The 24,543-nt window shown below is 68.4% G+C and carries 25 protein-coding genes and 1 pseudogene; 23 read left to right on the top strand and 3 right to left on the bottom strand.

What is annotated here, in order from left to right; all coding sequences use genetic code 11:
- The first annotated feature begins 83 nt into the window (after positions 1-83).
- The gene (locus E1294_RS16025; protein ID WP_132509282.1) at positions 84-1,241 is read left to right on the top strand and encodes a hypothetical protein; all 1,158 of its coding nucleotides are present in this window, start codon (positions 84-86) and stop codon (positions 1,239-1,241) included.
- 10 nt (positions 1,242-1,251) lie between these two features.
- The gene (locus E1294_RS16020) at positions 1,252-1,494 is read left to right on the top strand and encodes a hypothetical protein (RefSeq protein ID WP_132329319.1); all 243 of its coding nucleotides are present in this window, start codon (positions 1,252-1,254) and stop codon (positions 1,492-1,494) included.
- A 145-nt stretch (positions 1,495-1,639) separates the two neighbouring features.
- Here the strand turns inward: E1294_RS16020 and E1294_RS16015 are convergent, their stop codons facing one another.
- Positions 1,640-1,861: a BldC family transcriptional regulator gene (locus tag E1294_RS16015; protein ID WP_026214226.1), complete on the bottom strand. Its 222-nt coding sequence runs from the start codon at positions 1,859-1,861 to the stop codon at positions 1,640-1,642.
- 256 nt (positions 1,862-2,117) lie between these two features.
- Here E1294_RS16015 and E1294_RS16010 point away from each other — a divergent pair, with 256 nt between their 5' ends.
- Positions 2,118-2,336, top strand: coding sequence for a DUF4229 domain-containing protein (locus E1294_RS16010; RefSeq protein ID WP_132509280.1), 219 nt, complete (start codon positions 2,118-2,120; stop codon positions 2,334-2,336).
- Here the strand turns inward: E1294_RS16010 and E1294_RS16005 are convergent.
- Positions 2,333-3,538 carry a hypothetical protein gene (locus E1294_RS16005; protein WP_132509278.1) on the bottom strand — a complete coding sequence of 402 codons (1,206 nt, stop codon included), beginning with the start codon at positions 3,536-3,538 and terminating at the stop codon, positions 2,333-2,335. The genes E1294_RS16010 and E1294_RS16005 overlap by 4 nt on opposite strands.
- Positions 3,539-3,615: 77 nt before the next feature.
- Between E1294_RS16005 and E1294_RS16000 the strand changes: the two genes are divergently transcribed.
- The 20 genes and pseudogenes from E1294_RS16000 (at position 3,616) to E1294_RS15910 (ending at position 23,596) form a co-directional block, all read left to right on the top strand.
- Positions 3,616-4,332, top strand: a complete 717-nt coding sequence (locus tag E1294_RS16000; RefSeq protein ID WP_132509276.1) for a demethylmenaquinone methyltransferase — start codon at positions 3,616-3,618, stop codon at positions 4,330-4,332.
- 352 nt (positions 4,333-4,684) lie between these two features.
- Positions 4,685-4,885, top strand: a pseudogene (locus E1294_RS58060) (helix-turn-helix domain-containing protein); the annotation flags it as partial.
- A 112-nt stretch (positions 4,886-4,997) separates the two neighbouring features.
- Complete coding sequence (locus tag E1294_RS58055; RefSeq protein ID WP_425465207.1) at positions 4,998-5,348, top strand: Scr1 family TA system antitoxin-like transcriptional regulator; 351 nt, start codon at positions 4,998-5,000, stop codon at positions 5,346-5,348.
- A gap of 170 nt (positions 5,349-5,518) precedes the next feature.
- On the top strand, positions 5,519-5,722 hold the full coding sequence (locus tag E1294_RS15990; RefSeq protein ID WP_132509274.1) for a DUF397 domain-containing protein: 204 nt from the start codon (positions 5,519-5,521) through the stop codon (positions 5,720-5,722).
- A 296-nt stretch (positions 5,723-6,018) separates the two neighbouring features.
- Complete coding sequence (locus E1294_RS15985; RefSeq protein ID WP_132509336.1) at positions 6,019-7,233, top strand: geranylgeranyl reductase family protein; 1,215 nt, start codon at positions 6,019-6,021, stop codon at positions 7,231-7,233.
- 64 nt (positions 7,234-7,297) lie between these two features.
- The gene (locus E1294_RS15980; protein WP_132509272.1) at positions 7,298-7,693 is read left to right on the top strand and encodes an NADH-quinone oxidoreductase subunit A; all 396 of its coding nucleotides are present in this window, start codon (positions 7,298-7,300) and stop codon (positions 7,691-7,693) included.
- 2 nt (positions 7,694-7,695) lie between these two features.
- Positions 7,696-8,247, top strand: coding sequence for a NuoB/complex I 20 kDa subunit family protein (locus tag E1294_RS15975; RefSeq protein WP_132509270.1), 552 nt, complete (start codon positions 7,696-7,698; stop codon positions 8,245-8,247).
- Positions 8,244-8,948 carry an NADH-quinone oxidoreductase subunit C gene (locus tag E1294_RS15970; protein WP_132509268.1) on the top strand — a complete coding sequence of 235 codons (705 nt, stop codon included), beginning with the start codon at positions 8,244-8,246 and terminating at the stop codon, positions 8,946-8,948. Before E1294_RS15975 ends, E1294_RS15970 begins: the two co-directional genes overlap by 4 nt.
- A gap of 46 nt (positions 8,949-8,994) precedes the next feature.
- A complete protein-coding gene (locus E1294_RS15965) occupies positions 8,995-10,320 on the top strand; it encodes an NADH-quinone oxidoreductase subunit D (RefSeq protein WP_132509266.1) in 1,326 nt (441 codons plus the stop codon).
- Positions 10,317-10,973: an NADH-quinone oxidoreductase subunit NuoE gene (nuoE, locus tag E1294_RS15960; protein WP_132509264.1), complete on the top strand. Its 657-nt coding sequence runs from the start codon at positions 10,317-10,319 to the stop codon at positions 10,971-10,973. Before E1294_RS15965 ends, nuoE begins: the two co-directional genes overlap by 4 nt.
- A complete protein-coding gene (gene nuoF / locus E1294_RS15955) occupies positions 10,970-12,256 on the top strand; it encodes an NADH-quinone oxidoreductase subunit NuoF (RefSeq protein WP_132509262.1) in 1,287 nt (428 codons plus the stop codon). Before nuoE ends, nuoF begins: the two co-directional genes overlap by 4 nt.
- A complete protein-coding gene (locus E1294_RS15950; RefSeq protein ID WP_132509260.1) occupies positions 12,253-14,640 on the top strand; it encodes an NADH-quinone oxidoreductase subunit G in 2,388 nt (795 codons plus the stop codon). Before nuoF ends, E1294_RS15950 begins: the two co-directional genes overlap by 4 nt.
- The gene (nuoH, locus tag E1294_RS15945; protein ID WP_132509258.1) at positions 14,637-15,938 is read left to right on the top strand and encodes an NADH-quinone oxidoreductase subunit NuoH; all 1,302 of its coding nucleotides are present in this window, start codon (positions 14,637-14,639) and stop codon (positions 15,936-15,938) included. The genes E1294_RS15950 and nuoH overlap by 4 nt, the downstream gene beginning before the upstream one ends.
- Entirely contained in the window at positions 15,925-16,440 is a 516-nt protein-coding gene (gene nuoI, locus E1294_RS15940; RefSeq protein WP_132509256.1) for an NADH-quinone oxidoreductase subunit NuoI, read from the top strand. Before nuoH ends, nuoI begins: the two co-directional genes overlap by 14 nt.
- Positions 16,433-17,242, top strand: a complete 810-nt coding sequence (locus tag E1294_RS15935) for an NADH-quinone oxidoreductase subunit J (RefSeq protein ID WP_132509254.1) — start codon at positions 16,433-16,435, stop codon at positions 17,240-17,242. The genes nuoI and E1294_RS15935 overlap by 8 nt, the downstream gene beginning before the upstream one ends.
- The gene (gene nuoK, locus E1294_RS15930; protein ID WP_132509252.1) at positions 17,239-17,535 is read left to right on the top strand and encodes an NADH-quinone oxidoreductase subunit NuoK; all 297 of its coding nucleotides are present in this window, start codon (positions 17,239-17,241) and stop codon (positions 17,533-17,535) included. The genes E1294_RS15935 and nuoK overlap by 4 nt, the downstream gene beginning before the upstream one ends.
- Before the next feature lie 73 nt (positions 17,536-17,608).
- Positions 17,609-19,456 carry an NADH-quinone oxidoreductase subunit L gene (gene nuoL, locus E1294_RS15925; protein WP_181958506.1) on the top strand — a complete coding sequence of 616 codons (1,848 nt, stop codon included), beginning with the start codon at positions 17,609-17,611 and terminating at the stop codon, positions 19,454-19,456.
- Positions 19,456-21,015 (top strand): NADH-quinone oxidoreductase subunit M, encoded by a 1,560-nt coding sequence (locus E1294_RS15920; protein WP_132509250.1) that lies wholly within the window; start codon positions 19,456-19,458, stop codon positions 21,013-21,015. Before nuoL ends, E1294_RS15920 begins: the two co-directional genes overlap by 1 nt.
- Positions 21,012-22,595, top strand: a complete 1,584-nt coding sequence (gene nuoN / locus E1294_RS15915; protein WP_132509248.1) for an NADH-quinone oxidoreductase subunit NuoN — start codon at positions 21,012-21,014, stop codon at positions 22,593-22,595. The genes E1294_RS15920 and nuoN overlap by 4 nt, the downstream gene beginning before the upstream one ends.
- A gap of 11 nt (positions 22,596-22,606) precedes the next feature.
- The gene (locus tag E1294_RS15910) at positions 22,607-23,596 is read left to right on the top strand and encodes a polyprenyl synthetase family protein (RefSeq protein ID WP_132509246.1); all 990 of its coding nucleotides are present in this window, start codon (positions 22,607-22,609) and stop codon (positions 23,594-23,596) included.
- Here E1294_RS15910 and rarD read toward each other — a convergent pair.
- Entirely contained in the window at positions 23,572-24,543 is a 972-nt protein-coding gene (gene rarD / locus E1294_RS15905; RefSeq protein ID WP_132509244.1) for an EamA family transporter RarD, read from the bottom strand. The two genes, E1294_RS15910 and rarD, sit on opposite strands and share 25 nt — an antisense overlap.

The following is a 24,543-nucleotide window of genomic DNA, read 5'->3' as shown; positions in this document are numbered from 1 at the left end:
TCGGGTTACTAGGAGAAGATCGACGTCGTACGGTGGAACCCGATGTGCCGGTCTGCATGGGCTTCACGGCGTTGAGAGGTGCGATGGCCTTTTCTCACGACAAGGGCCGGCATCGACGCGGCCGTTGGTGGCGGCGCGGCTCCTACCTCTTCTCCCGGCGCGGTGAGGCGCCGGCCGACTCCGATCGCTCGTTCTGGTCCAACGCCCGCGAGAGGCGCAGGGAGGCTCGCGCGGCGGCCAGAGGACGCGAGGGCACGGACCGCCGGCGTCCGGCGGGCAGCGGCAAGCTCGGCGGCCGCCAGGAGCGGTCGGGCTGGCCCGGCGTGGACCAGCCGGAACGCAAGCCGTGGCCGGGAGCTGGCCCGCCGGACCGCAGGCCATGGCCGGGCGGCGAGCCGCCGGACCGCAGACACTGGCCGGGGGCCGAGCAGCCGGAGCACGGGGCCTGGCCGGGCGGCGAGGCGGGGGCACCACCGGGCCGTCGCGAACGCCAGGTGACGTGGGACGCCTTCACGGTGCGCGAGCGCCGCGCGCGGCTGCCCGCCGCCGTTGCCGAGCGCCCCCGCTACACCTGGTACGACTTCGAGCTCGGCGACGAGCCGCCCAGGGCGCAGCCGAACCGGCCCGACGTGCCCTCGATGGGCGACGGTTTACGCCACTGCGGCAGGCTGGAGCAGATCCTGCACCGCCAGTGGGACGTCCGGAGAGGGCCGCCGTCCCCCGAGGTCGTCCACGCGGTGGAGAGCCTGGCCCGGCTGCCCGACGGGCTCAAGGAGAAGCTCGCGGCCGGTCTCGAAGGCATCTACGTCGGCGGGGGAGGCGTGCCCGACCTCGACGACATGGGCTACTTACGCGGCGCCCCCTTACCGTCGGGCCGCGCGACCTGGGACATCTGCGCGGGCGCGTACGGAGACCGCAAGATCGTGGTGGGCGATCGCCCCTCGCCCACTCCTGACGTGATGATGCACGAGGTCGGCCACGCCATCGACGACGTCGACTCGGCGCACGGCGAGTGGGTCTCGGACTCGCCCGAGTTCGTGCGGCTCTACGAGACGGCCATGCCGGTGCTGGCCTCGACGTTCCACCGCCAGGGAGGCGGGCTGGGACGCAAGGAGTTCTTCGCCGACGCCTTCGCCGCCATCGCCTCCCGCCAGCGTCCTGCCCTGCTGGACATGCTCGGGGGCGACACGCGGATGGCGCTCGACGTCATGCTGTTCTTCAACCGGCGCTACGGAATCTAGGTGGTCCACCATGTACGTCATCCGGCTCGCGGACGGGACGCTACGCGTACCGCAGAGCCTGACCAGCGAAGACGGTCGGCTGATCGGCAACGCGTACGTGGAGCTCCAGCCCGGTGATCCCGATTACGAGACGTTCCTGCCCGAGGCGCTGACGGAGGAGGAGGCGGCCGAGCGCCGCCGGCGCTGGGAAGAGGAGAACGACGACCTGGAGCGCGAGTTCCTGGCTTTCAAGGCCGAGCAGGAAGGTGCCTGAGATGGAACGGACGGACAGGCGCCAGCCACGGTCGGCGGATGGCGCCGCCCCGTGCTCACCGTACGGAAGTGTGGCCGGGAAGCACGCAACAGTCGATCCCGTCCGCGGTGATCCTGGCGGACAGGATCACCGACTGGACGGAACGTCAGACGCGCGGGGACTCACCTGCTGGCCTGTCGGCCGTGAGAACGTCCTCGCCTCGGAGAAGGGCGTGGACTTCCGACTCGCGGAAGCGCCGGTGCCCTCCGGGGGTGCGGATACTGCTGATGCGGCCTGCCGCAGCCCAGCGCGTAACCGTCTTTGGGTCTACCCGGAAGAGGGCGGCAACCTCTCCTGGGGTCAGCAGACGCTCGCTGCTACTCTCCACCAATCTCTCCCCCTCGCATCCCGCTTCCTGCCAGCGGGCGGACAGGTAACCAGTGTGTCGAGCGAAGCCTGATTTATCCGTGGTTTTCTACAAAGATCACGGGTTGTTATCAGCTGACTGCCCGATTGTTATATGATAGAGCCTCTTTGGGGCTCTCGTGGGTGTTTCTTTACGAAACTCCCTGACTGGGACAGTAGCAGTGCTCGCGTCTGATGCGAAGAGCGACCGCGCCACAGGTCCGAGTAACCTCGAACCTGTGCGTCCCGTTCTCGTTTACACCGCGTCGCGGATCGGCCTGTTTCTGGTGACCCTGGGTGTGCTGTGGCTGCTCGGACTGACTAACCCGCTGGTGCTGATCGTCTGCTCATTCTTGATCAGCGGCATAGCGAGCTACGTCCTGCTCTCCAGGCAACGTGACGCCGTGAGTGCGCGCATCAGCGACAAGGTCGACCGGCCGAAGCCGCACGACGACTAGGGCAGGGGGAACATGCCAATCCGGGCATGGTACTCCCGTCCGAGTCTCGTCGTGTCGCTACCGACAAGTAGTCCGGTGGGATGTGCGTAGAACGCCTTCACGCCGATCCCGCGCTCGCGCGTCGGATTCCAACTCAGCGCCTTTCCTGTGCGCGGATGAATGGCGCCGATGCCGGGCCGTGACACCGCTCCAGGGCCGGCTGAGTCGTGGCCCCGCGGATTGTCCAGCCAGCGCAGGTGCCCGCCCACATAGACTGCCGCCCCCGTCACCGAGACCGCGTAGAGCGAATCGCCTCCCGTGCTGTTGACCCAGGTCGGCTTGATGCGCGAGCCCTTGGCGTAGGTCTCGAATCTGGCGGTCGTGTCGCACATGCCGGCCCTCGGGCCCCCCGTGGTGACCACCGCGAAATAGCGGCCGTCGGGGGAGAAGTCGAGACCGCGCACGTACGACGGGAACGCGGCCATGCACGTGCGCGCGTACACGTCGGTCCGCCACGGCGCGACCCTGGCCACGCGCCCGCTGACGTCGATCAGCCCGAGCTGCGGCCTGGACGCGCCGTCGAGCGTGGTGAACGTGCCGTCCACGGCGAGCCTGTCGCGCGAGACGGCCAGCGCGTAGACCTTCACCTGCCTGGTCAGCGGCTTGCCCGGCGTGATGGCGAAGTCGGGGTCGGCCGCGCCGGTGACCGCGTCGAGCCTGGCCAGCGCGGTGCGGGGGCTGACGAAGTCGCCGCCGACGTACAGCTTGGAGCCCTGGCGGGCCAGCGTGGTCACCGTGCCGCCGCCGATGCGCGGTGCGAAGCCGGGCGCCAGTGCGCCGTCGGAGAGGCGGAGCTTGGCCAGCGCCCTGGACGGCTCGTTGTTGACGCCGTGGAACTGGCCGCCGACGTAGACGGTGCCGCGCTCGCCCGCCGCCAAGCCGTGGACCGGGCCTGGGATGACGGGCGCGAAGTCCTCCAGGACGCGGCCGGTGGCCAGGTCGTAGGCGAACAGGTTGGCGCGCGGATAGGTGGTGGTGCGGGCGGCGTCGGCGACCTCGCTGAACGCGCCGCCGACCACGACGGTGCGGCCCACGACGGCGATGGCGTTGACGATGCCGTCGAGCACGTGGGGAGTGCTGTCGATCGGGTCGGCCAGCACGACGCGAGGATGCGCGGTGGGGGCCGAGGCGATGATCGCCGCAAGGGCGAGACGGGCAAGCATTCGCCAATTTCTAGCAGACGTTGCGTAATGGTGTGGATACTTTCCGTTGAATGTTCCGATAGCCATATGGTGTGGGCATGACGCGTGCTCAGTTGGACAAACAGCCGGACGAGGTCGCCGCGATGTTCGATCGCACCGCCCGGCGTTACGATCTGGTCAACGATGTGGTCTCCCTCGGGCAGGTCAGGCTCTGGCGCAAGGCGGTGGCCGCCGCGGTCGACGCGGGGCCCGGGGAGATCGTCCTTGACCTGGGGGCGGGCACGGGCACCTCCACCGACGCGTTCACCTCGCTGGGCGCGCGGGCGATCGCCTCCGACTTCTCACTCGGCATGCTCCGCACCGGCGTGCGCCGCCACGGCGGCAACGCGTTGACGGGGCAGGGGGTGCCGTTCGTCGCGGGAGACGCGCTGCGGTTGCCGTTCGCCGACGACTCCTTCGACGCGGTGACGATCTCGGTGGCGCTGCGCAACGTGCACGACACCACGCGGGCGCTGAGGGAGATGTGGCGGGTGACGAAGCCGGGCGGGCGCCTGGTGATCCTTGAGTTCTCGCACGTCACCTTCGCCCCGTTCGATCTGGTCTACCGCGAATATCTGATGAAGTTGCTGCCCAAGGTGGCCAAGGTGTTCGGGTCTAATGACGACTCCTACGCATACCTGGCGGAGTCGATCCGCGACTGGCCCGACCAACCGGCGCTGGCGCGGATGATCCAGCACGCCGGCTGGGAACGGGTGGCCTGGCGCGATCTCACGATGGGGATCGTCGCCATGCACAGGGGTTTCAAGCCCGCTTGAGCGCGGATTGTGCCCGGCTCACCTTGCGCTTTCCGCTCCCGCATGTGCCGTCTGACATGTCCGAGGCTCGGGATTTCTGGTCTGAGTCAGAGCCGGGGCGCGGCGTGGCTACGGGCGGATGGGTTCCAGCCATCCGCCCATTCGCCCACCCGAAATTCCCGGATTGCCGCTCCTCTCTTCCCCGCATTCCTTCGTGGCGGGCTACCCCAAGGTTGTGCCGGAGGGCGTTCCCGTGCAATTCCCGCAGGGATGATGGCAGGGACTCTTTCCGGGGCGAAAGCAGACCTTCCCCGCGAGGATTGCCCGGTAGTTGAAACAGGCATAATCAGCGAAATCCTTGGGAGGAGCCGGCGTGGCCGGAGAAATCAATCCGGCCCTCCGCCGCCGGAAGCTCGCCGCCGAGCTGCGGCGGCTTCGCGAGGATGCGGGGCTCCACGGCGTGCAGGTCGCGCGGTCCTCACGCTGGTCGACGTCCAAGATCTCGCGTCTCGAAACGGGACAGGTGGCCACTTCGGCCAAGGACGTGGCGCGCCTCCTCAAGCGCTCCGGGGCCGACGACGAGCTCAGCGGCCTGTTGCTGGAACTCGCCGGCGGCGAGGCAAAGTTCGCCCGCACGGTCGGGATGGCTCCGCCCGGCAAGATCGAACGCCGGACCCGCGCCAGACCTGCGCCGGCAGCGCGTGCTCATGAAGGATCCGCCTCTGGACTATTCCGTCGTGCTCGACGAGGCGGTGCCGCGCCGCCGCTTCGGAAAGGCGGACGCCAGGGTGACGCGCGACCAGATGAGTCATCTCGTCAAGCTTTGCGACCTGCCGAACATCACCGTCCGGGTGCTTCGTCTGGAGGAGCCGCATCCGACCGACATCGCCAACTTCATGCTGTTCGGCTCACCCTCCGTGCCTGTGCTGGGGAACATCTCCGGCGAAGTCGTCTACTGCGAGAACCACCCCTCCTTCACGCTGTCGAAGACGAGGAAACGGTCCTGCGGTACTCGCTGGTCATCAACGAGAGCTTGAAGAGGCGGCCATGAGCGAGGAGGAGTCGCGAAGCTTTACCGGCACGCTCGACGGACTCTGAGTAACCATTTCGGCAAGCAATCGTCACCGATCGGTGACCAAGCGTGTTTATATTGCCCTGAATACTAGTGTGGCGGCAGTAGACCTGTGAGGCTAGGGGGAGCCGCCCGATGAACGGTCCTGTCTTGTCGGATGGCTGGCGGAAGAGCTCGTTCAGCGCAGCGGCAGGTGAGTGTGTCGAGTTCGCCAGGGGCGGGTCCGGAGAGATCATGATCCGAGACTCCAAGGACCCCGCGGGGCCAGCACTGGTCTTCACCCCCGGCGAGTGGCGGGCCTTCGCCAAGGGGGTTCGGAACGGCGGGTTCGACGTTTGACGGTGCCCGGCACGCAGGTAAAGGCCCTTCGTCAGGACGAAGGGCCTTGTTGTGTCCGGGAAGTGCCCCCCGGCTGCCACTTTGTGCACGAAAAGCAGTAGACTTCGGGCCGACAAGTTTGTGAAGGGGTTCACAAAGGAACGAAGGCGCGACACCCCAAGGCCTTCGAGCGTGTAGGACAGGACAGTCCAGTGACCGTGCCAGCAGCCCGACCTCAAGCGCAGGAGCTCGTCCCGGGAGAGCGAAGCCTACGGAGTGGCGCTGACGCGACCAGGGGCACAGCTGACGCTGATGTCATCGTCGTCGGCGCCGGACCTGCCGGCTCCGCGACCGCCTTCTACCTCGCCCAGGCCGGCCTCGACGTGCTGCTCCTGGAGAAGACCAGGTTCCCCCGCGAGAAGGTCTGCGGCGACGGCCTCACGCCGCGGGCGGTCAAACAGCTGCTCAACATGGGGGTCGACATCGACGCCCCCGGCTGGGTCAGGAACAAGGGCCTGCGCGTCGTGGGCGGTGGCCTGCGGTTCGAGCTCGACTGGCCCCAGCTGGAGCGGTTCCCCGACTTCGGGCTCGTACGCACCCGGCAGGATTTCGACCAGATCGTCGCGGCCACGGCGGTGAAGAGGGGCGCGCGCCTCATGGAGGGCGTCACCGTCACCGGCCCGGTGCTCGACGACCGCAGCGGCCATATCGTCGGCGTGACCACCAAGGACGGCCGTATGTTCCGCGCGCGCGTGGTCGTGGCCGCCGACGGCAACAGCACCCGCCTCGCCCTCGGCATGGGCCTGCACAAGCGCGAAGACCGCCCGATGGGCGTGGCCGTGCGCACCTATTTCGAAAGCCCCCGCCACGACGACGACTACCTGGAGACGTGGCTGGAGTTGTGGGACGGCGACACGCTGCTGCCCGGCTACGGCTGGGTGTTCGGCGTCGGCGACGGCACCGCCAACGTGGGGCTCGGCCTGCTCAACACCAGCGCCCAGTTCAAGCACATCGACTACCGCGACCTGCTCAGGCGCTGGTGCCGGTCGATGCCGGCCGACTGGGGCTTCACCGAGGACAACATGACGGCGCCCATCCGCGGCGCCGCGCTCCCGATGGCCTTCAACAGGCAGCCGCACTACACGCGCGGCCTGATGCTGGTGGGCGACTCCGGCGGCTCGATCAACCCGTTCAACGGCGAGGGCATCGCGTACGCCATGGAGACCGGCGAGATCGCCGCGGAGATCATCGCAAAGGCCCTCAGGGGCACCACTCCCGCGCAGCGCGAGCGGACCCTGCGGGCTTACCCCCGTGTGCTGAAAGACGCATACGGTGGTTACTTCACCCTTGGCAGATGGTTCGTCGAGGCGCTCGGGAAGCCGGGCGTGATGCGCTTCGGCACCAGGCACGGGCTTCCCCACCCGAGGCTGATGCGCTTCGCGCTCAAACTCCTTGGTAATCTCACCGACCGGCGAGGCGATGCGTCGGACAAGATCATAAACGCACTCTCGAAGGTCGCGCCACCAGCATGAATCTCAGAACTGACAGATCCGGCTGCGCGCCCGCGCGCGCGGCGACTCCAGAGGAGGCGTAGCGATGGACCTTTACGTGCCCATCCTGGTGCTCGCCGTTCTCGCGGGGGGCTTCGCGATCTTCTCGGTCGCCATCGCTCCCTTCACCGGCCCCAAGCGCTGGAACCGCGCCAAGCTTGACGCCTACGAATGCGGCATCGAGCCGACGCCCCAGCCGGTCGGTGGCGGACGGTTCCCGCTCAAATACATGGTCACGGCGATGCTCTTCATCGTCTTCGACATCGAGATCATCTTCCTCTATCCGTGGGCGGTCGCGTTCGCGCCGGAGCTGAACGACGCGGGCCGGACGATCGCCCCGGGGCTGGGGCTGTTCGCCCTGGTGGAGATGCTGCTGTTCATCGTCACCGTGCTCGTCGCCTACGCGTACGTGTGGCGCCGCAAGGGTCTGGACTGGGACTGAAAATGGGACTTGAAGAGAAACTCCCCAGCGGGTTCATCCTCAGCACCGTCGAGGCGGCCGCCGGATGGGCGCGGAAGAGCTCCGTGTGGCCGGCCACGTTCGGCCTCGCCTGCTGCGCCATCGAGCTGATGGCCACCGGTGGCCCCCACTACGACCTGGCGCGCTTCGGCATGGAGCGCGCTTCGGCGTCTCCTCGCCAGGCCGACCTCATGATCGTCGCCGGGCGGGTCTCGCAGAAGATGGCTCCCGTGCTGCGCCAGATCTACGACCAGATGGCCGAGCCCAAGTGGGTCATCTCCATGGGCGTGTGCGCCTCCAGCGGCGGCATGTTCAACAACTACGCCATCGTGCAGGGCGTCGACCACGTCGTGCCGGTCGACATCTACCTGCCCGGCTGCCCGCCGCGGCCCGAGATGCTGATCGACGCGATCGTGAAGCTGCACGACAAGATCCAGAACATGAAGTTCGGCGCGCACCGGGCCGAGCAGATCGACGAGCTCGAGCTGCAGGCGCTGCGTACGCTGCCGCTGATCGACCAGGGGGCATCGAAGTGACCTCGCCCGACAACCTCCCTGGCAGCCCGGACAGCGGGCAGACGCCTGAGGTCCAGGTCCCCGCGGTGCCCGAGGCGCCCGTCGCCAGGCGCGGCATGTTCGGGGCCGAGGACTCCGGCGACACCTCCGGCTACGGCGGCCTCGTCGTACGCCGGCAGCCCCAGGTCTCGACGCCCCGCCCGTACGGCGGCTACTTCGACGAGATCGTCGACGCGCTCGCGCTCGACGACGCGATCGAGCGGGTCGTCGTCGACCGCGGCGAGCTCACCCTGCACGTCAAGCGCGAGCGGCTGGTCGAGGTGTGCCAGAAGCTGCGTGACGACCCGGCGCTGCGCTTCGAGCTCTCGCTCGGCGTGTCCGGCGTGCACTACCCGCACCTGACGGGCGAGGAGCTGCACGCGGTCATCCACCTGTGCTCGATCACCTTCAACAGGCGCGTGCGCGTCGAGGCCGCCTGCCCCGACGACGACCCGCACATTCCATCCACGGTAGGCGTTTACCCTGGTCATGACTGGCATGAGCGGGAGACGTACGACTTCTTCGGCATCGTCTTCGACGGCCATCCGGGCCTGACCCGGATCATGATGCCGGACGACTGGGACGGCCACCCGCAGCGCAAGGACTATCCGCTGGGCGGCATCCCCGTCGAATACCGGGGCGCCACCATCCCCTCGCCCGATCAGAGGAGGTCGTACGCGTGAGCGAGCGTGTCGAGCTGAGCGTTGACGACCGGTGGGAGGAACACGCGTGAGCACGGCTTATGACGAGGCGACCGAGGGCAAGGTCTACTCGGTCACCGGGGCTGACTGGGACCAGGTCGTGTCCGGCGTGCGCGACTCGCAGGACGAGCGCCTGGTCGTCAACATGGGCCCGCAGCACCCGTCCACGCACGGCGTGCTGCGGCTGGTCCTGACCCTCGACGGTGAGACGGTCAACGAGGCGCGCGGCGTCATCGGCTACCTGCACACCGGCATCGAGAAGAACATGGAATACCGGACGTGGACGCAGGGCACCACGTTCGTGACCCGCATGGACTACCTCTCGCCGATCTTCAACGAGACCGCCTACTGCATGGGCGTGGAGAAGCTGCTCGGCATCGAGGACCGCATCCCTGACCGGGCGCAGGCCATCCGCGTGATGATGATGGAGCTCAACCGCATCGCCTCGCACCTGGTGGCCATGGGCACGTTCGGCATGGAGCTGGGCGCGACCACGCCGTTCCTGTTCGGCTATCGCGACCGCGAAATGGTCATGGACCTGTTCGAGTACATCACCGGCCTGCGCATGAATCACGCCTACATCCGGCCGGGCGGCGTGAGCGTCGACCTGCCCGCGGGCGCGGTCGACAAGGTCGGCGAGTTCCTCAAGGAGATGCCCAAGCGGATCAAGGACATCCGCAAGCTCCTCGACGAGAACCCGGTCTACGTCCGCCGCACCCAGGACGTCGCCTACCTCGACCTGACCGGCTGCATGGCGCTGGGCATCACCGGCCCGATCCTGCGCGCCGCGGGCCTGCCGTGGGACCTGCGCAAGTCGCAGCCCTACTGCGGCTACGAGACGTACGAGTTCGACGTCCCCACCGAGCGTGGTTGCGACGTCTACTCGCGCTATCTCGTCCGGATGAAGGAGATGGAGGAGTCCCTCAAGATCGTCGAGCAGGCGCTCGACCGCATCGCGGGGCCGCTCAAGGGCGACCCGGTGATGATCGAGGACAAGAAGATCGGCTGGCCCGCGCAGCTCGCGCTCGGCCCCGACGGGTTCGGTAACTCGCCCGACCACATCGCCCACATCATGGGCACCTCGATGGAGGCCCTCATCCACCACTTCAAACTGGTGACCGAGGGTTTCAGGGTGCCGGCCGGGCAGGCGTACGCCAGCATCGAGTCGCCCAAGGGCGAGCTCGGCGCGCACGTGGTCAGCGACGGAGGCACCCGCCCCTACCGCGTGCATTTCCGCGAGCCGTCCTTCTGCAACCTGCAGAGCTTCCCCGCGATGGCCGAGGGCGGCCAGGTCGCCGACGTGATCGCCGCGGTGGCATCTATCGACCCCGTCATGGGAGGTGTGGACCGGTGACCTATTCACCGGATGTCCGTGAGCGTCTGGAACGGGACGCCAAGGAGATCATCGGGCGCTACCCGAAGACGCGGTCGGCGCTGCTGCCGCTACTCCACCTCGTGCAGTCGGAGGACGGCTACGTCTCCGACGACGGGCAGGAGTTCTGTGCCGAGATGCTGGGCATCAGCAAGGCCGAGGTCACCGGCGTCGTGACCTTCTACACCATGTACAAGCGCAAGCCGGTCGGCGACTATCACGTCGGCGTCTGCATCAACGCGCTGTGCGCGGTCATGGGCGGCGACCAGATCTGGGAGGAGCTGTCGGAGCACGTCGGCGTCGGCCACGACGAGGCGACCCCCGACGGCAAGGTCTCGCTGGAGCGCGTGGAGTGCAACGCGGCCTGCGACTTCGCCCCCGTCATGATGGTCAACTGGGAGTTCTTCGACAACCAGACGCCCGAGTCGGCCAAGCAGCTCGTCGACGACCTGCGCGACGGCAAGGACGTGCGGCCCACGCGCGGCCCGAAGAAGCTCTGCACCTTCAAGGCGGCCTCGCGCGTGCTCGCGGGCCTGCCCGACGGCCTGGCCGGCGACGGCCCGTCGGCCGCGGGCCCCTCGCTGGAGGGCCTGAAGGTCGCCAAGGCCAACGGATGGAAGGCCCCTGAGGCATGAGCACTCTCACCCCGGTCCTGACCGCGAAGTGGGACCAGCCCGACTCCTTCACCCTCGACGGCTACGGCGAATATGAGGCGGCCAAGAAGGCGCTGGGCATGGAGCCCGACGCCGTCATCCAGGCCGTCAAGGACTCCGGGCTGCGCGGCCGCGGCGGCGCGGGCTTCCCGACTGGCATGAAGTGGGGTTTCATCCCGCAAGGGGATGGTAAACCGCACTATCTCGTCGTCAACGCCGACGAGTCGGAGCCGGGCACCTGCAAGGACATCCCGCTGATGATGGCCAACCCGCACGCGCTGGTCGAGGGCGTCATCATCACGTCGTATGCGATCCGGGCCAATCACGCCTTCATCTATGTGCGCGGCGAGGTGCTGCACGTGATCAGGCGGGTGCAGGCGGCCGTGCGGGAGGCGTACGAGAAGGGTTATCTCGGCACCGACATCCTCGGCTCCGGATATGACCTGGAGCTGGTCGTGCACAGCGGCGCCGGTGCCTACATCTGCGGCGAGGAGACGGCGCTGCTCGACTCGCTCGAAGGCTTCAGGGGTCAACCGCGACTCAAGCCTCCGTTCCCGGCCGTGGCAGGTCTCTACGCCTCGCCCACTGTGGTGAACAACGTGGAGTCGATCGCCAGTGTTCCCTCCATCATCGGCAACGGAGCCGACTGGTTCGCCGGGATGGGCACCGAGAAGTCCAAGGGCTTCGGCATCTTCTCGCTGAGCGGCCACGTCACCCGGCCCGGCCAGTACGAAGCGCCGCTCGGCATCACGCTGCGCGAGCTGCTCAGCATGGCCGGCGGCATCCGCGCCGGGCACCAGATCAAGTTCTGGACCCCGGGCGGCTCCTCCACGCCGATTTTCACCGACGAGCACCTCGACGTGCCGCTCGACTTCGAGGCGGTCGGCGCCAAGGGCTCGATGCTCGGCACCCGCGCCCTGCAGATCTTCGACGAGACCACCTGCGTGGTCCGTACGGTGCTGCGCTGGACGGAGTTCTACGCCCACGAGTCGTGCGGCAAGTGCACCCCGTGCCGCGAGGGCACCTACTGGCTCAAGCAGGTGCTCAAGCGGCTGGAGGCGGGCCAGGGCACCGAGGACGACCTGGCCACGATCACCGACATCGCGGACAACATCCTGGGCCGGTCGTTCTGCGCGCTGGGCGACGGCGCCACCAGCCCGATCCACTCCTCAGTGAAGTACTTCCGCGATGAGTACCTCAAGCACTTCGAGATCGGCGGCTGCCCGTTCGACCCGAAGAAGTCCACTCTCTGGGGTGAGCAGTGACCGTCGTAGAGACAGAAACGAACCTGGTGACCCTGACCATCGACGGGTTCCAGGTCAGTGTCCCCAAGGGCACTCTGATCATCAGGGCCGCCGAGCTGCTGGGCATCCAGATCCCGCGGTTCTGCGACCACCCGCTGCTCGACCCGGCGGCCAACTGCCGGCAGTGCCTGGTCGACATCCCCGACGCGGGCAACGGCCGCGGCTTCCCGAAGCCGCAGCCGTCGTGCGCGATCGAGGTCGCCGAGGGCATGGTGGTGCAGACGCAGCTCACTTCGCCGGTCGCCGAGAAGGCGCAGCGCGCGGCCATGGAGTTCCTGCTGCTGAACCACCCGCTCGACTGCCCGGTCTGCGACAAGGGCGGTGAGTGCCCGCTGCAGAACCAGGCCATGTCCAACGGCCGCGGTGAGTCCCGGTTCCAGGAGCAGAAGCGCACCTTCCCCAAGCCGCTGCCGCTGTCGACGCAGGTGCTGCTCGACCGCGAGCGCTGCGTGCAGTGCGCGCGCTGCATCCGCTTCTCCGACCAGATCGCCGGCGACCCGCTCATCGAGTTCTTCGAGCGCGGGGCCAAGGAGCAGGTGCGCACGGCCGACGGCAAGCCGTTCAACTCCTACTTCTCCGGCAACACGGTGCAGATCTGCCCGGTCGGCGCGCTGACCGGCGCCGCCTACCGGTTCAGGGCCCGCCCGTTCGACCTGGTCTCCACGCCGAGCGCGTGCGAGCACTGCGCCTCCGGCTGCAGCATGCGCACCGACCACCGGCGCGGCCGGGTCACCCGCCGCCTGGCGGGCAACGACCCGCAGGTGAACGAGGAGTGGAACTGCGACAAGGGCCGCTGGGCGTTCACCTACGCGCAGCAGCCCGACCGGCTGAAGACGCCGCTGGTCCGCAACGAGGAGGGCGCGCTCGTACCCGCCTCGTGGCCGGAGGCGCTGTCGGTGGCCGCCGAGGGCCTGGCCAGGGCACGCGGCAAGGCCGGAGTGCTGGTCGGCGGCCGGGCCACGGTCGAGGACTCCTACGCCTACGCCAAGTTCGCCAGGATCGCCCTGGGCAGCAACGACATCGACTTCCGCGCCAGGCCGCACTCCGCCGAGGAGGCGCAGTTCCTGGCCCACACGGTGGCCGGCAAGGGCATCGAGATCAGCTACGCCGACCTCGAGAACGCCCCGCACGTGTTGCTCGTCGGGTTCGAGCCCGAGGAGGAGTCGCCGATCGTCTTCCTGCGCCTGCGTAAGGCGTGGATGAAGAAGGGGCTCAAGGTCACCGCCATCGCGCCGTTCGCCACGCCCGGCCTGGTCAAGATGGGCGGCACGCTCATCCGCACCGCTCCCGGGGCCGAGGCCGACGCCATCGGGGACCTGCTCGGCACGCTGGCCGAGGGCACGATCGTGCTCGCGGGCGAGCGCCTGGCCACCGTGCCGGGCGCGCTCTCCGCCCTGATACGGCTGGCCAACGTCTCCGACGCCCGGCTCGCCTGGGTCCCGCGCAGGGCCGGCGAGCGCGGCGCGGTCGAGGCGGGCGCGCTGCCCAACCTGCTGCCGATCGGCCGCCCGGTCGACGACGAGACCGCCAGGGCCGAGGTCGCCAGGGCGTGGAACGTGGCCTCGCTGCCCGCCACACCGGGCCGCGACACCGCCGGCATCCTCGCCGCCGCCCACGAGGGCGAGCTGGACGCGCTGGTCGTCGGCGGCGTCGACCCCTACGATCTGCCCGACCCCGCGGCGGCGCTCGACGCGCTCGAGCGCACGCCGTTCATCGTCAGCCTGGAGATCCGCGCCAGCGCCGTCACCGACCGCGCCGACGTGGTGCTGCCCGTCGCCGCCGTCCAGGAGAAGGGCGGCACGTTCGTCAACTGGGAGGGCAGGGGCCGCTCGTTCGAGGCGCCGCTCAAGGTGCCCGGCCTGCAGTCCGACCTCGCGGTGATCGGCAACCTGGCCGACCGGATGGACGTGCACCTCGGCCTGCCCGACGCCAAGGCCGTGCGGCGGGAGCTGTCGGGGCTGGGCGCCTGGCGCGGCAGCCGCGTCACCGCCCCGCACACCGCCACCCGCGCCCAGGTCGCCCCGGCGGCCGGCGAGGCCCTGCTGGCCACCTGGCACCTGCTGCTCGACGAGGGCAGGCTGCAGGACGGCGAGCCCTACCTCGCGGGCACCGCTCGTGAGGCCGAGGCGCTGGTCTCCGCGGTCACCGCCGCCGAGATCGGCGTCGTCGGCGGCGACAAGCTCGTCATCGGCGGCTCGGGGGCCGACACCGTCACGCTGCCGGTGCGCGTCGCCGACCTGCCGGAACGCGTGGTCTGGGTGCCGGCCAACTCCGGCGGCTGCTCGGTCACGCGTGACCTGAGTGCGGTGGCCGGCGACATCGTCACGATCGGGAGCGCCTCATGATGCACCTTCTCGCGGCCGATCCCACCCTCGCCGACTTCGGCAAGGACCCGCTGTGGATCACCATCATCAAGGCCGTGATGTTGTTCCTCTTCCTGATGCTGGGCGTCCTGTTCGGCGTCTGGTACGAGCGCAAGCTGATCTCGCGGATGCAGCACCGCTACGGCCCCAACCGGGCCGGCAAGTTCGGCCTGCTGCAGTCCGTGGCCGACGGCCTGAAGATGGGCCTGAAGGAGGACCTCTTCCCGCGGACCGTCGACAAGGTCCTCTACCTGCTGGCGCCGGTCATCATGGTGGTGCCGGCGTTCCTGGCCTTCTCGATCGTGCCGTTCGCGCCGATGGTCAACCTGTTCGGCGTGCAGACGCCGTTGCAGCTGGTCGATCTGCCGGTGGCGGTGCTGTTCATGCTGGCCATGGGCGCGGTCTCGGTTTATGGCGTGGTGCTGGCCGGGTGGTCGTCGCGCTCGCCGTACGCGCTGCTGGGCGGGTTGCGGTCGGCGGCCCAGGTGGTCTCGTACGAGATCGCCATGGGGTTGTCGTTCGTGGCCATCTTCCTGTTCGCGGGCACGCTGTCGACGTCGGAGATCGTCAAGGCGCAGGAGCAGACGTGGTTCGCGGTGTTGCTGATCCCGTCGTTCCTGATCTACGTGGTCTGCATGTTCGGCGAGGCCGCGCGCATTCCGTTCGACCTGCCCGAGGGCGAGGGCGAGCTGGTCGGCGGGTTCCAGACCGAATATTCCTCGTCGCTGAAGTTCGCTCTCATCATGATGGGCGAATATCTGCACACGTTCACCGCCTCCGCTATCGCGGTGACGTTGTTCCTGGGCGGCTGGCGGGCGCCGTGGCCGATCTCGTTGTGGGACGGTGCGAACGTCGGCTGGCTGCCGGTGCTGTGGTTCTTCATCAAGTTCGTGCTGACCTTCAGTTTCATCGTGTGGGTGCGTGCCTCGCTGCCGCGCGTCCGTTACGACCAGCTCATGGCGTTGGGCTGGAAGGTGCTGATCCCGGTGAACCTGGCGTGGATCCTGCTGGTGGCCGCGGTGCGCAACGTCGTGATCAACGAGGGCGACAGGATGATCGGCATCGGCCTCGGCGCGGTGATCGTCATCGGGGCGCTGGCCATCTGGATGCGGTTCGACACCGTCAACCAGCGGCGCAGGGAGGCCAGGAAGGCGCAGGTGGAGGCCGAGTTCGAGGAACTGTCCAAGGAGCCGGTGGCGGGCGGCTTCCCGGTGCCGCCGCTCGATCTGCCGCACTACCACGGGGTGCAGCACAAGGAGATTCCCAGTGGGACTAACTGATTGGCTGAACCCCGTCAAGGGTTTCGGGGTCACCTTCCATACGATGTTCAAGAAGCCGGTCACGACCAACTACCCGGAGGAGAAGAGGCCGACAGCCCCGCGCTTCCACGGGCGGCACCAGCTCAACCGCTGGCCTGACGGGCTGGAGAAGTGCATCGGGTGCGAGCTGTGCGCCTGGGCGTGTCCGGCCGACGCGATCTACGTCGAGGGCGCGGACAACACCGACGAGGAGCGCTTCTCGCCGGGCGAGCGTTACGGGCGCACGTACCAGATCAACTATCTGCGGTGCATCCTGTGCGGCCTGTGCATCGAGGCCTGCCCGACCCGCGCGCTCACCATGACGAACGAGTACGAGCTCGCCGACAGCAGCCGCGAGAGCCTCATCTACACCAAGGAGATGCTCCTCGCCCCCCTGACCCAGGGCATGGAGCAGCCTCCGCACCCGATGCGGCTCGGCGAGACCGAAGAGGACTACTACCGCCTGGGACGGACCAATGGGTGAGACCATCACTTTCTGGGTGCTCGCCGTCGTCTCCGTCGGCGCCGCGCTCGGCATGGTCTTCAACCGGAAGGCCGTCTACTCCGCGCTGATGCTCGGCACCGTGATGCTCTGCCTGGCCGTCCTGTACGCCGTGCAGGACGCGCCCTTCCTGGCCGCAGTGCAGATCATCGTCTACACCGGCGCGATCATGATGTTGTTCCTGTTCGTGCTCATGCTCGTCGGCGTGGACTCGTCGGACTCCTTCGTCGAGACGCTGAAGGGCCAGCGTTTCTGGGCCTCCATCGCGGCGCTCGGCTTCGTGACGCTGATCGTCCTCGCCGTCGGCAACGCGGTCTTCGCCGACCCGGCGGGTCTGGCGCAGGCCACGGCGCAGGGCGGCTACATCCGCTCCATCGCGCTGCTGCTGTTCACCAAGTACGTCTTCGCGTTCGAGATCACCTCGGCGCTGCTGATCACCGCCGCGCTCGGCGCGATGGTGCTGGCGCACCGCGAGCAGCTCACCGAGAAGGCCACGCAGAAGGACCTCTCCCGCGCCCGGTTCCTCGGCGACCGCCCGTCGCCGCTGCCCGGCCCCGGCACCTACGCCAGGAACAACGCCATCGACATGCCGGCGCTGCTGCCTGACGGGTCGGTCGCGGAGACCTCGGTCAACCGCTACATCGCGCGCTACGACGTCGAGCACGGCCACCTGCCCGAGGACCCCAAACTCGCCGCGGCCATCAAGCACCGGGCCGATGACGAGGGCTCGGAGAGCGGCGACGCGGAGAGCAACGCCGATGAGAGCAACGGGGTGACCAAGTGACCACGCACTACCTGATCCTTTCGGGGCTGCTGTTCGCCATCGGCGCGTTGGGCGTGCTCGTCCGGCGCAACGCGATCGTGGTGTTCATGTGCGTGGAGCTCATGCTCAACGCCTGCAACCTCGCCTTCGTCACCTTCTCCAGGCAGGTCGGCAACCTGGAAGGCCAGATCATCGCGTTCTTCGTGATGGTGGTGGCCGCGGCCGAGGTCGTCGTCGGCCTGGCCATCATCGTGACGATCTTCCGAACCCGCAGGTCCGCGTCCGTCGACGACGCCAACCTGCTGAAGTACTAAGAGGTGACTGGTGGAATCTCAAATCGCTGAGATCGCCCAGCACACCGGCGGCGTGATCGGACTGTCCTGGCTGATGATCGCCTTCCCGCTCGTCGGGGCGTTCGTCCTGCTGGTGTTCGGCCGGTTCACGAACCGCTGGGGCCATCTGCTGGGCGTGGCCATGTCCCTCGCCTCGTTCGCCGTGGCGGTGCTGGGGTTCTTCGAGCTGATCGGGTTCGGGGAGGAGGAACGCCGGCGGGCCGTGCATCTCTACGAGTTCATCCCGGGCATGGCCGATATGGGGTTGCTGATCGACCCGCTGTCGATCAGCTTCGCCCTGTTGATCACCGGTGTGGGCTCGCTGATCCACATCTACTCGATCGGCTACATGTCGCACGACGAGCACCGGCGCAGGTTCTTCGCCTACCTGAACCTGTTCGTGGCCGCGATGCTCCTGCTGGTGCTGGCCGACAACTACGTGGGCCTGTTCATCGGCTGGGAGGGTGTCGGCCTGGCGTCGTACCTGCTGATCGGGTTCTGGCAGTTCAAGCCGTCGGCGGCCACCGCGGCGAAGAAGGCGTTCGTCGTCAACCGCGTCGGCGACTTCGGCCTGCTGGTCGGCATGTTCGTCATCTGGACCACGTTCGGGACGCTCACGTTCCAGGGCCTCGGCGAGCAGATCACGCCCGGCACCGAGAACGGCACCATGCTGGCCATCGGCCTGCTGCTGCTCCTCGGCGCGTGCGGCAAGTCGGCGCAGTTGCCGCTGCAGTCCTGGCTCCTCGACGCCATGGAGGGCCCGACCCCCGTGTCGGCTCTGATCCACGCCGCGACCATGGTCACCGCCGGCGTCTACCTCGTGGTGCGCTCGGGGGCGTTCTTCTTCCCCGAGGGCTCGGGGGCCGCGCTCGCCGTGGCCATCGTCGGCGCAGCTACGCTGCTGGCCGGAGCGATCATCGGTTGCGCGAAGGACGACATCAAGAAGGGCCTGGCCGGCTCGACGATGTCGCAGATCGGCTACATGATGCTCGGCGCGGGCCTCGGCCCCGCGGGCTACGCGTTCGCGATCGGCCACCTGATCACGCACGGCTTCTTCAAGGCCGACCTGTTCCTCGGCGCCGGCTCGGTCATGCACGGCATGAACGACGAAGTGGACATGCGGAAGTACGGCGGGCTGCGCACGTTCATGCCCATCACCTTCGCCACGTTCTTCATCGGCTACCTGGCGATCATCGGGTTCCCGCTGCTGTCCGGCTACTTCACCAAGGACGGCATCATCGAGACCGCGGTGCACCACCAGCCGGTGCTGGGCTGGCTGGCCGTGCTGGGCGCGGGCATCACCGGCTTCTACATGTCGCGGATGGTCTTCATGACCTTCTTCGGCGAGAAGCGCTGGGCCGACGACGCCCACCCGCACGAGTCCCCGTCCGTCATGACCATCCCGCTGATGGTCCTGTCGCTCGGCGCGCTCGGCCTGGGCGCCTACCTCGTGCTGAGCAACCGGCTGATGCTGTTCCTCGCCCCGGCGGTCGGCCGGCCTGAGGAACTGCCCGCCTTCCACTTCACCAGCACCCCCGGCCTGGCGACCCTGGCGCTCGTCGCGGTCGGCGCGGCCTTCGCGTGGATGAAGTACGGCCGGGCCGAGGTTCCGTCCGTGCAGCCGCGCGGCTCCTTCCTCACCACGTTCGCCCGGCGCGACCTGTACGGTGACGCGCTCAACGAGTCGCTCTTCATGCGTCCCGGCCAGTGGCTGACCCGCCTCGCGGTGTTCTTCGACAACCGCGGCATCGACGGGCTGGTCAACGGTCTGGCGGCGGGCATCGGCGGCAGCTCCGGGCGCCTGCGGCGGATCCAGACGGGCTTCGCCAGAACGTACGCGCTGTCCATCCTGATCGGTGCCGCCCTGCTGACCGGCGCCCTGCTCCTCGTTGGGAACATCTGATGTCACCCTGGCTCCCGATACTCATGGCGGTGCCCGTGGTGGGCGCCATCGTGGTGGCCCTGCTTCCCAAGGGCAGTGACAAGCTGGCCAAGCAGGTCACGCTGCTGGTCTCGCTGGCGGTGCTGGTCCTGACGGGCGTCATGGCCGCCGGGTTCAAGCCGTCGGGCGAGCGCTTCCAGTTCGTCGCCGAGTACGACTGGATCCCGAGCTTCGGCGTGAAGTTCGGGGTCGGCGTCGACGGCGTTGCGCTCGTGCTGATCGCGCTCTCCGCGGTGCTGGTGCCGATCGTGGTGCTGGCCTCGTGGCACGACGCCGACGGCGTCAAGACCGCCGACGGCACGCTCATCACGCCTAAACGGTCGGTGAAGACGTACTTCTCGCTGCTGCTGGTGCTGGAGACGATGATGATCGGCGTCTTCGCGGCGACCGACATCTTCCTGTTCTACGTCTTCTTCGAAGCCATGCTGATCCCGATGTACTTCATGATCGGCTCGTACGGCGGCGCCCAGCGGTCCTACGCGGCCGTGAAGTTCCTGCTGTACTCGCTGTTCGGCGGCCTGCTCATGCTGGTCGCGGTCATCGGGCTGTACGTGGTCGCGGGCAAGCAGACGTTCATGTTCCCCGAACTCGTCGGGGCCATCCAGGACCCGACGATGCAGAAGTGGCTCTTCGGCGGGTTCTTCATCGCGTTCGCGATCAAGGCGCCGCTGTGGCCGGTGCACACGTGGCTGCCCGACGCGGCCGCCCAGGCTCCGGCTGGGGCCGCCGTGCTGCTGGTCGGCGTGCTGGACAAGGTCGGCACGTTCGGCATGCTCCGCTTCTGCCTGGAGTTGTTCCCCGACGCGGCCAAGACGTTCACGGTGCCGATCATCGTGCTGGCGGTCATCAGCATTATCTACGGCGCCATCGTGGCCATCGGGCAGACCGACATGAAGCGGCTCATCGCGTACACGTCGATCTCGCACTTCGGGTTCATCGTCATGGGCGTGTTCGCCATGTCCTCGGTCGCCCAGTCCGGCGCGGCCCTCTACATGGTCAACCACGGCTTCGCCACCGGCGCGCTGTTCCTGGCCGCCGGGTTCCTGATCGCCAGGCGCGGCTCGCCGTTCATCGGCGACTACGGAGGCGTGCAGAAGGTCGCGCCGGTGCTCGCGGGCTTCTTCCTCGTCGCCGGTCTGGCCGGGCTCTCGCTGCCGGGCCTGTCGTCCTTCGTGAGCGAGTTCATGGTCATGATCGGCACGTACTCGAGCCAGGCCCACGGCTCGGGAGCGCTGACGGCGGCCGCGATCGTCTCCGCGGTGGCCGTGATCCTGGCGGCCGTCTACATCCTGTGGATGGTGCAGCGGGCCCTGAACGGCCCGACCGCCGAGCCGGTCAAGCCCTTCAAAGACCTGAACGCCCGCGAGGTCTGGGTGCTGGCTCCGCTGGTCGCCCTCATCATCGGGTTCGGTTTCTTCCCCAAGCCGCTGCTCGACGTGATCAACCCGTCAGTGCAACAGACGCTGACCAACGTGGGCGTACCCACCTCCACCATCGCTGAGAAGGGGACAGGTCAGTGAACTCCATCCCAGCGCCGACGATCGAGTACGGCACGCTCGCGCCGCTGCTGGTGGTCTTCGGCGCGGCCGTCATCGGCGTGCTCGTCGAGGCCTTCGCGCCGCGCTACCTGCGCAAGGCGATCCACGTGCCGCTCACCCTGCTCAGCCTGGCCGGCGCGTTCGCGCTGGTCCTCGTGCAGGTCTTGCGTGGCCAGGTGTCCACCACGGCCTCCGCCGTGGGCGCGCTCGCGGTGGACGGGCCCTCGCTGTTCATCTGGGGCGTCATCCTCGTCCTGTCGTTCGTCTGCGTGCTGCTCATCAACGACGAGGGTCACTTCGTCGCCTCGGCCGCGGCCGTGCCGGGCAGTGCCGACGAGGAGGAGGCCGAGTCCACGGGCGGCGGCCACACCGAGGTCTACCCGCTGGTCCTGTTCGCCGTGGGCGGCATGCTGCTGTTCCCCGCCTCGCACGACCTGCTGATGATGTTCGTGGCCCTTGAGGTCATGTCGCTGCCGCTCTACCTGCTGTGCGGCCTGGCCCGCCGGCGTCGCCTGCTGTCGCAGGAGGCGTCCATGAAGTACTTCCTGCTGGGCGCGTTCTCCTCGGCGTTCTTCCTGTACGGCACCGCGATGATCTATGGCTACGCGGGCACCGTCTCGCTGCCGGGTATCAACCAGGCCCTGGCCAACGGCGCCGCGCTCGATCCGCTGCTGATGATCGGGCTCGCGATGCTGGGCGTCGGCCTGATGTTCAAGATCGGTGCGGCTCCGTTCCAGGCCTGGAAGCCTGACGTCTACCAGGGTGCTCCCACGCCGATCACCGCTCTGATGGCCTCCGGCACGCTCGTCGCGGCCGTGGGAGCCGTGCTGCGGTTGTTCTGGGTGGGTCTGGGCAACCTCGACTGGAACTGGCGGCCGGTCATCTGGGGTGTCGCCGCGCTCACCATGATCGTCGGCTCGATCCTGGCGATCACGCAGACCGACATCAAGCGCATGCTCGCCTACTCGTCCATCGCGCACGCGGGTTTCCTGCTCGTCGGCGTGATGGCCACGTTCGGCACCGCCGCGCAGAACGCGAGTTCGCTGAAGGCGATCCTGTTCTACCTGGCGGTCTACGGCATCACCACGGTCGGCGCGTTCGCGGTCGTCACGCTGGTACGCGACCCGGGCGGCGAGGCGGGGCACCTGTCGCGCTGGGCCGGGCTCGGCAAGCGTGCGCCGATGCTGGCCGGTGTGTTCGCCTTCTTCCTGCTGGCCTTCGCCGGCATCCCGCTGACCAGCGGCTTCTTCGGCAAATATGCCGTGTTCGCGGCCGCGCTGGACAGCGGCACGCAGCCTGGCGACTCGATGGGCGGCTGGATGGCGGCGCTGGTGGTCGTGGGCGTCGTGGCCTCGGCGATCGCGGCGTTCTTCTACGTCCGCGTGATCGTGCTGATGTTCTTCAGCGAGCCCTCGGCCGACGGCCCGGCGATCGCGGTGCCCAGTATGGGAACCGTGGCCGTCATCGGCGTCTCCCTGCTCGTTACCGTAGGGGTGGGGCTCTACCCGGAGTCCGTGCTCGGTGTTGCTGACGACGCTGCTCGCAGCCTGTTCATTAGATAAGGGGATCCCGTATGTCCGCGCCTCCCGTGGTTGACCTTCCCATTGAGGACGAGCGGTTGGCGCAGGACGTGGCCAACGGACTGGCCGCGGTCGAGAAGCTGCTGCGCTCGTCCGTGGAGAGCCAGGACGCCTTCGTCACGGAGGCGTCCAGGCACCTCATCGAGGCAGGTGGCAAGCGGTTCAGGACGCTAATGGTGTTGCTGGCCGCGCAGTTCGGCGACCCGTCAGCGCCGGGTGTGGTGCCCGGCGCGGTCGTGATCGAGCTGACCCACCTGGGTTCGCTCTACCACGACGACGTCATGGACGAGGCCCCGGTGCGCCGGGGCTCTCCCTCCGCCAACGCCCGGTGGGACAACACCGTGGCGATCCTCACCGGCGACTACCTGTTCGCGCAGGCCTCCGACATCCTGGCCGACCTGGGCCCCGAGCTGATCCGCGTCCAGGCCCAGACGTTCTCCCGCCTCGTCCAGGGGCAGATCCGCGAGACCATCGGCCCGCGCGACGACGAGGACCCGGTCGGCCACTATCTCAGCGTGCTGGCCGACAAGACGGGCTCGCTGATCGCCGCGTCGGGCCGCTTCGGCGCGCTGCTTTCCGGGGCTCCCGCCGACGTGGAGGAGCGGCTCAGCCGCGCGTGCGAGGCCATCGGGGTGGCCTGGCAGCTCGGCGACGACCTGCTCGACGTGGCCTCCAGCGGGGCTGAGTCGGGCAAGACGCCGGGCACCGACCTGCGCGAGGGCGTCAGGACCCTTCCGGTCCTGTACGCGCTGGCCTCAGGGGAGGCGTCCCGGCTGACCTCGCTGCTGTCGGGGCCGCTCGCCGAGGACGAGGTCGAGGAGGCGTTGACGCTGCTGCGGGCGCATCCCGGGATGGCGCGGGCGCGGGCGGAGCTGGAGTCGTGGGTGGACCAGGCCCGTGCCGACATTTTCGGCCTTCCCGACATCCCCGCCAAGAACGCATTTTTGGCGCTATGCGACTACGTGGTGGAGCGCAGCGGCTGATCGCCCGCCGGATCGTCTGCCGGATCGTCTGATTGGGCGGCCGATTGGGCGGCCGTTCGCCTGACCCGGGCGGCCGCACGCGCCGTCCGGAGACTGTCGTACGTGAAGACCGCCAGCGCCACCCAGACGATCGCGAAGCCGATCCACCGGCTGGGCGGCATGACCTCCTGCACGATCAGCACGCCGCACGCGAACTGCAGGATCGGCGCGATGTACTGCAGCAGCCCGATGGTGCTCAACGGCACCCTGATGGCCGCCGCCCCGAAGCAGATCAGCGGCACGGCCGTGACCAGCCCTCCGCTCGCCAGCAGCACCGCGTGCCAGACGCCCTCTGTCCCGAACGTCGCCGTGCCGGTGCCCTGCAGGAAGAGCAGGTAGCCGAGGGCCGGCAGGAGCAGGATCAGCGTCTCCACGGCCAGGCTCTCGGTCGCCGCCACGTTGGCCCGCTTTTTGACCAGCCCGTACGCGCCGAAGCTCATCCCCAGCGTGAGCGCGATCCACGGCGGCCGGCCGTAGTCGACCGTCAGCACGAGCACGGCCAGCGCCCCGAACCCGACCGCCGCCCACTGCAACGGCCGCAGCCGCTCCCGCAGCAACACCACCCCGAACAGCACGTTGACGAGAGGGCTGATGAAGTATCCCAGGGCGCTCTCGACCACGTGCCCGGTGTTGACCGCGTAGATGTAGGTGCCCCAGTTGATGGTGATCACGACGGCGGCGAGGCTCAGCAGGCCGCGTTTCCCCGGCCGGCGGGCCAACTCCCTGAACCACGACCAGTGCCTGCGCACGGCCAGCACGGCGACGACGGCGACCAGCGACCACGCCATGCGGTGCGCCAGGATCTCCACGGCGCCCGAGGGTTTCAGCAGGGGCCAGTAGAGCGGAAACAGGCCCCACATGGTGTAGGCGGCGATCCCGAACAGTACGCCACGCCGAAGGTCAGGCAT

Source organism: Nonomuraea diastatica (assembly GCF_004349015.1).
In the GTDB taxonomy this organism is placed as follows: domain Bacteria; phylum Actinomycetota; class Actinomycetes; order Streptosporangiales; family Streptosporangiaceae; genus Nonomuraea; species Nonomuraea diastatica.
The sequence above is the reverse complement of the archived record's forward strand: the minus strand, read 5'-3'. Positions and strand labels throughout refer to the sequence as shown.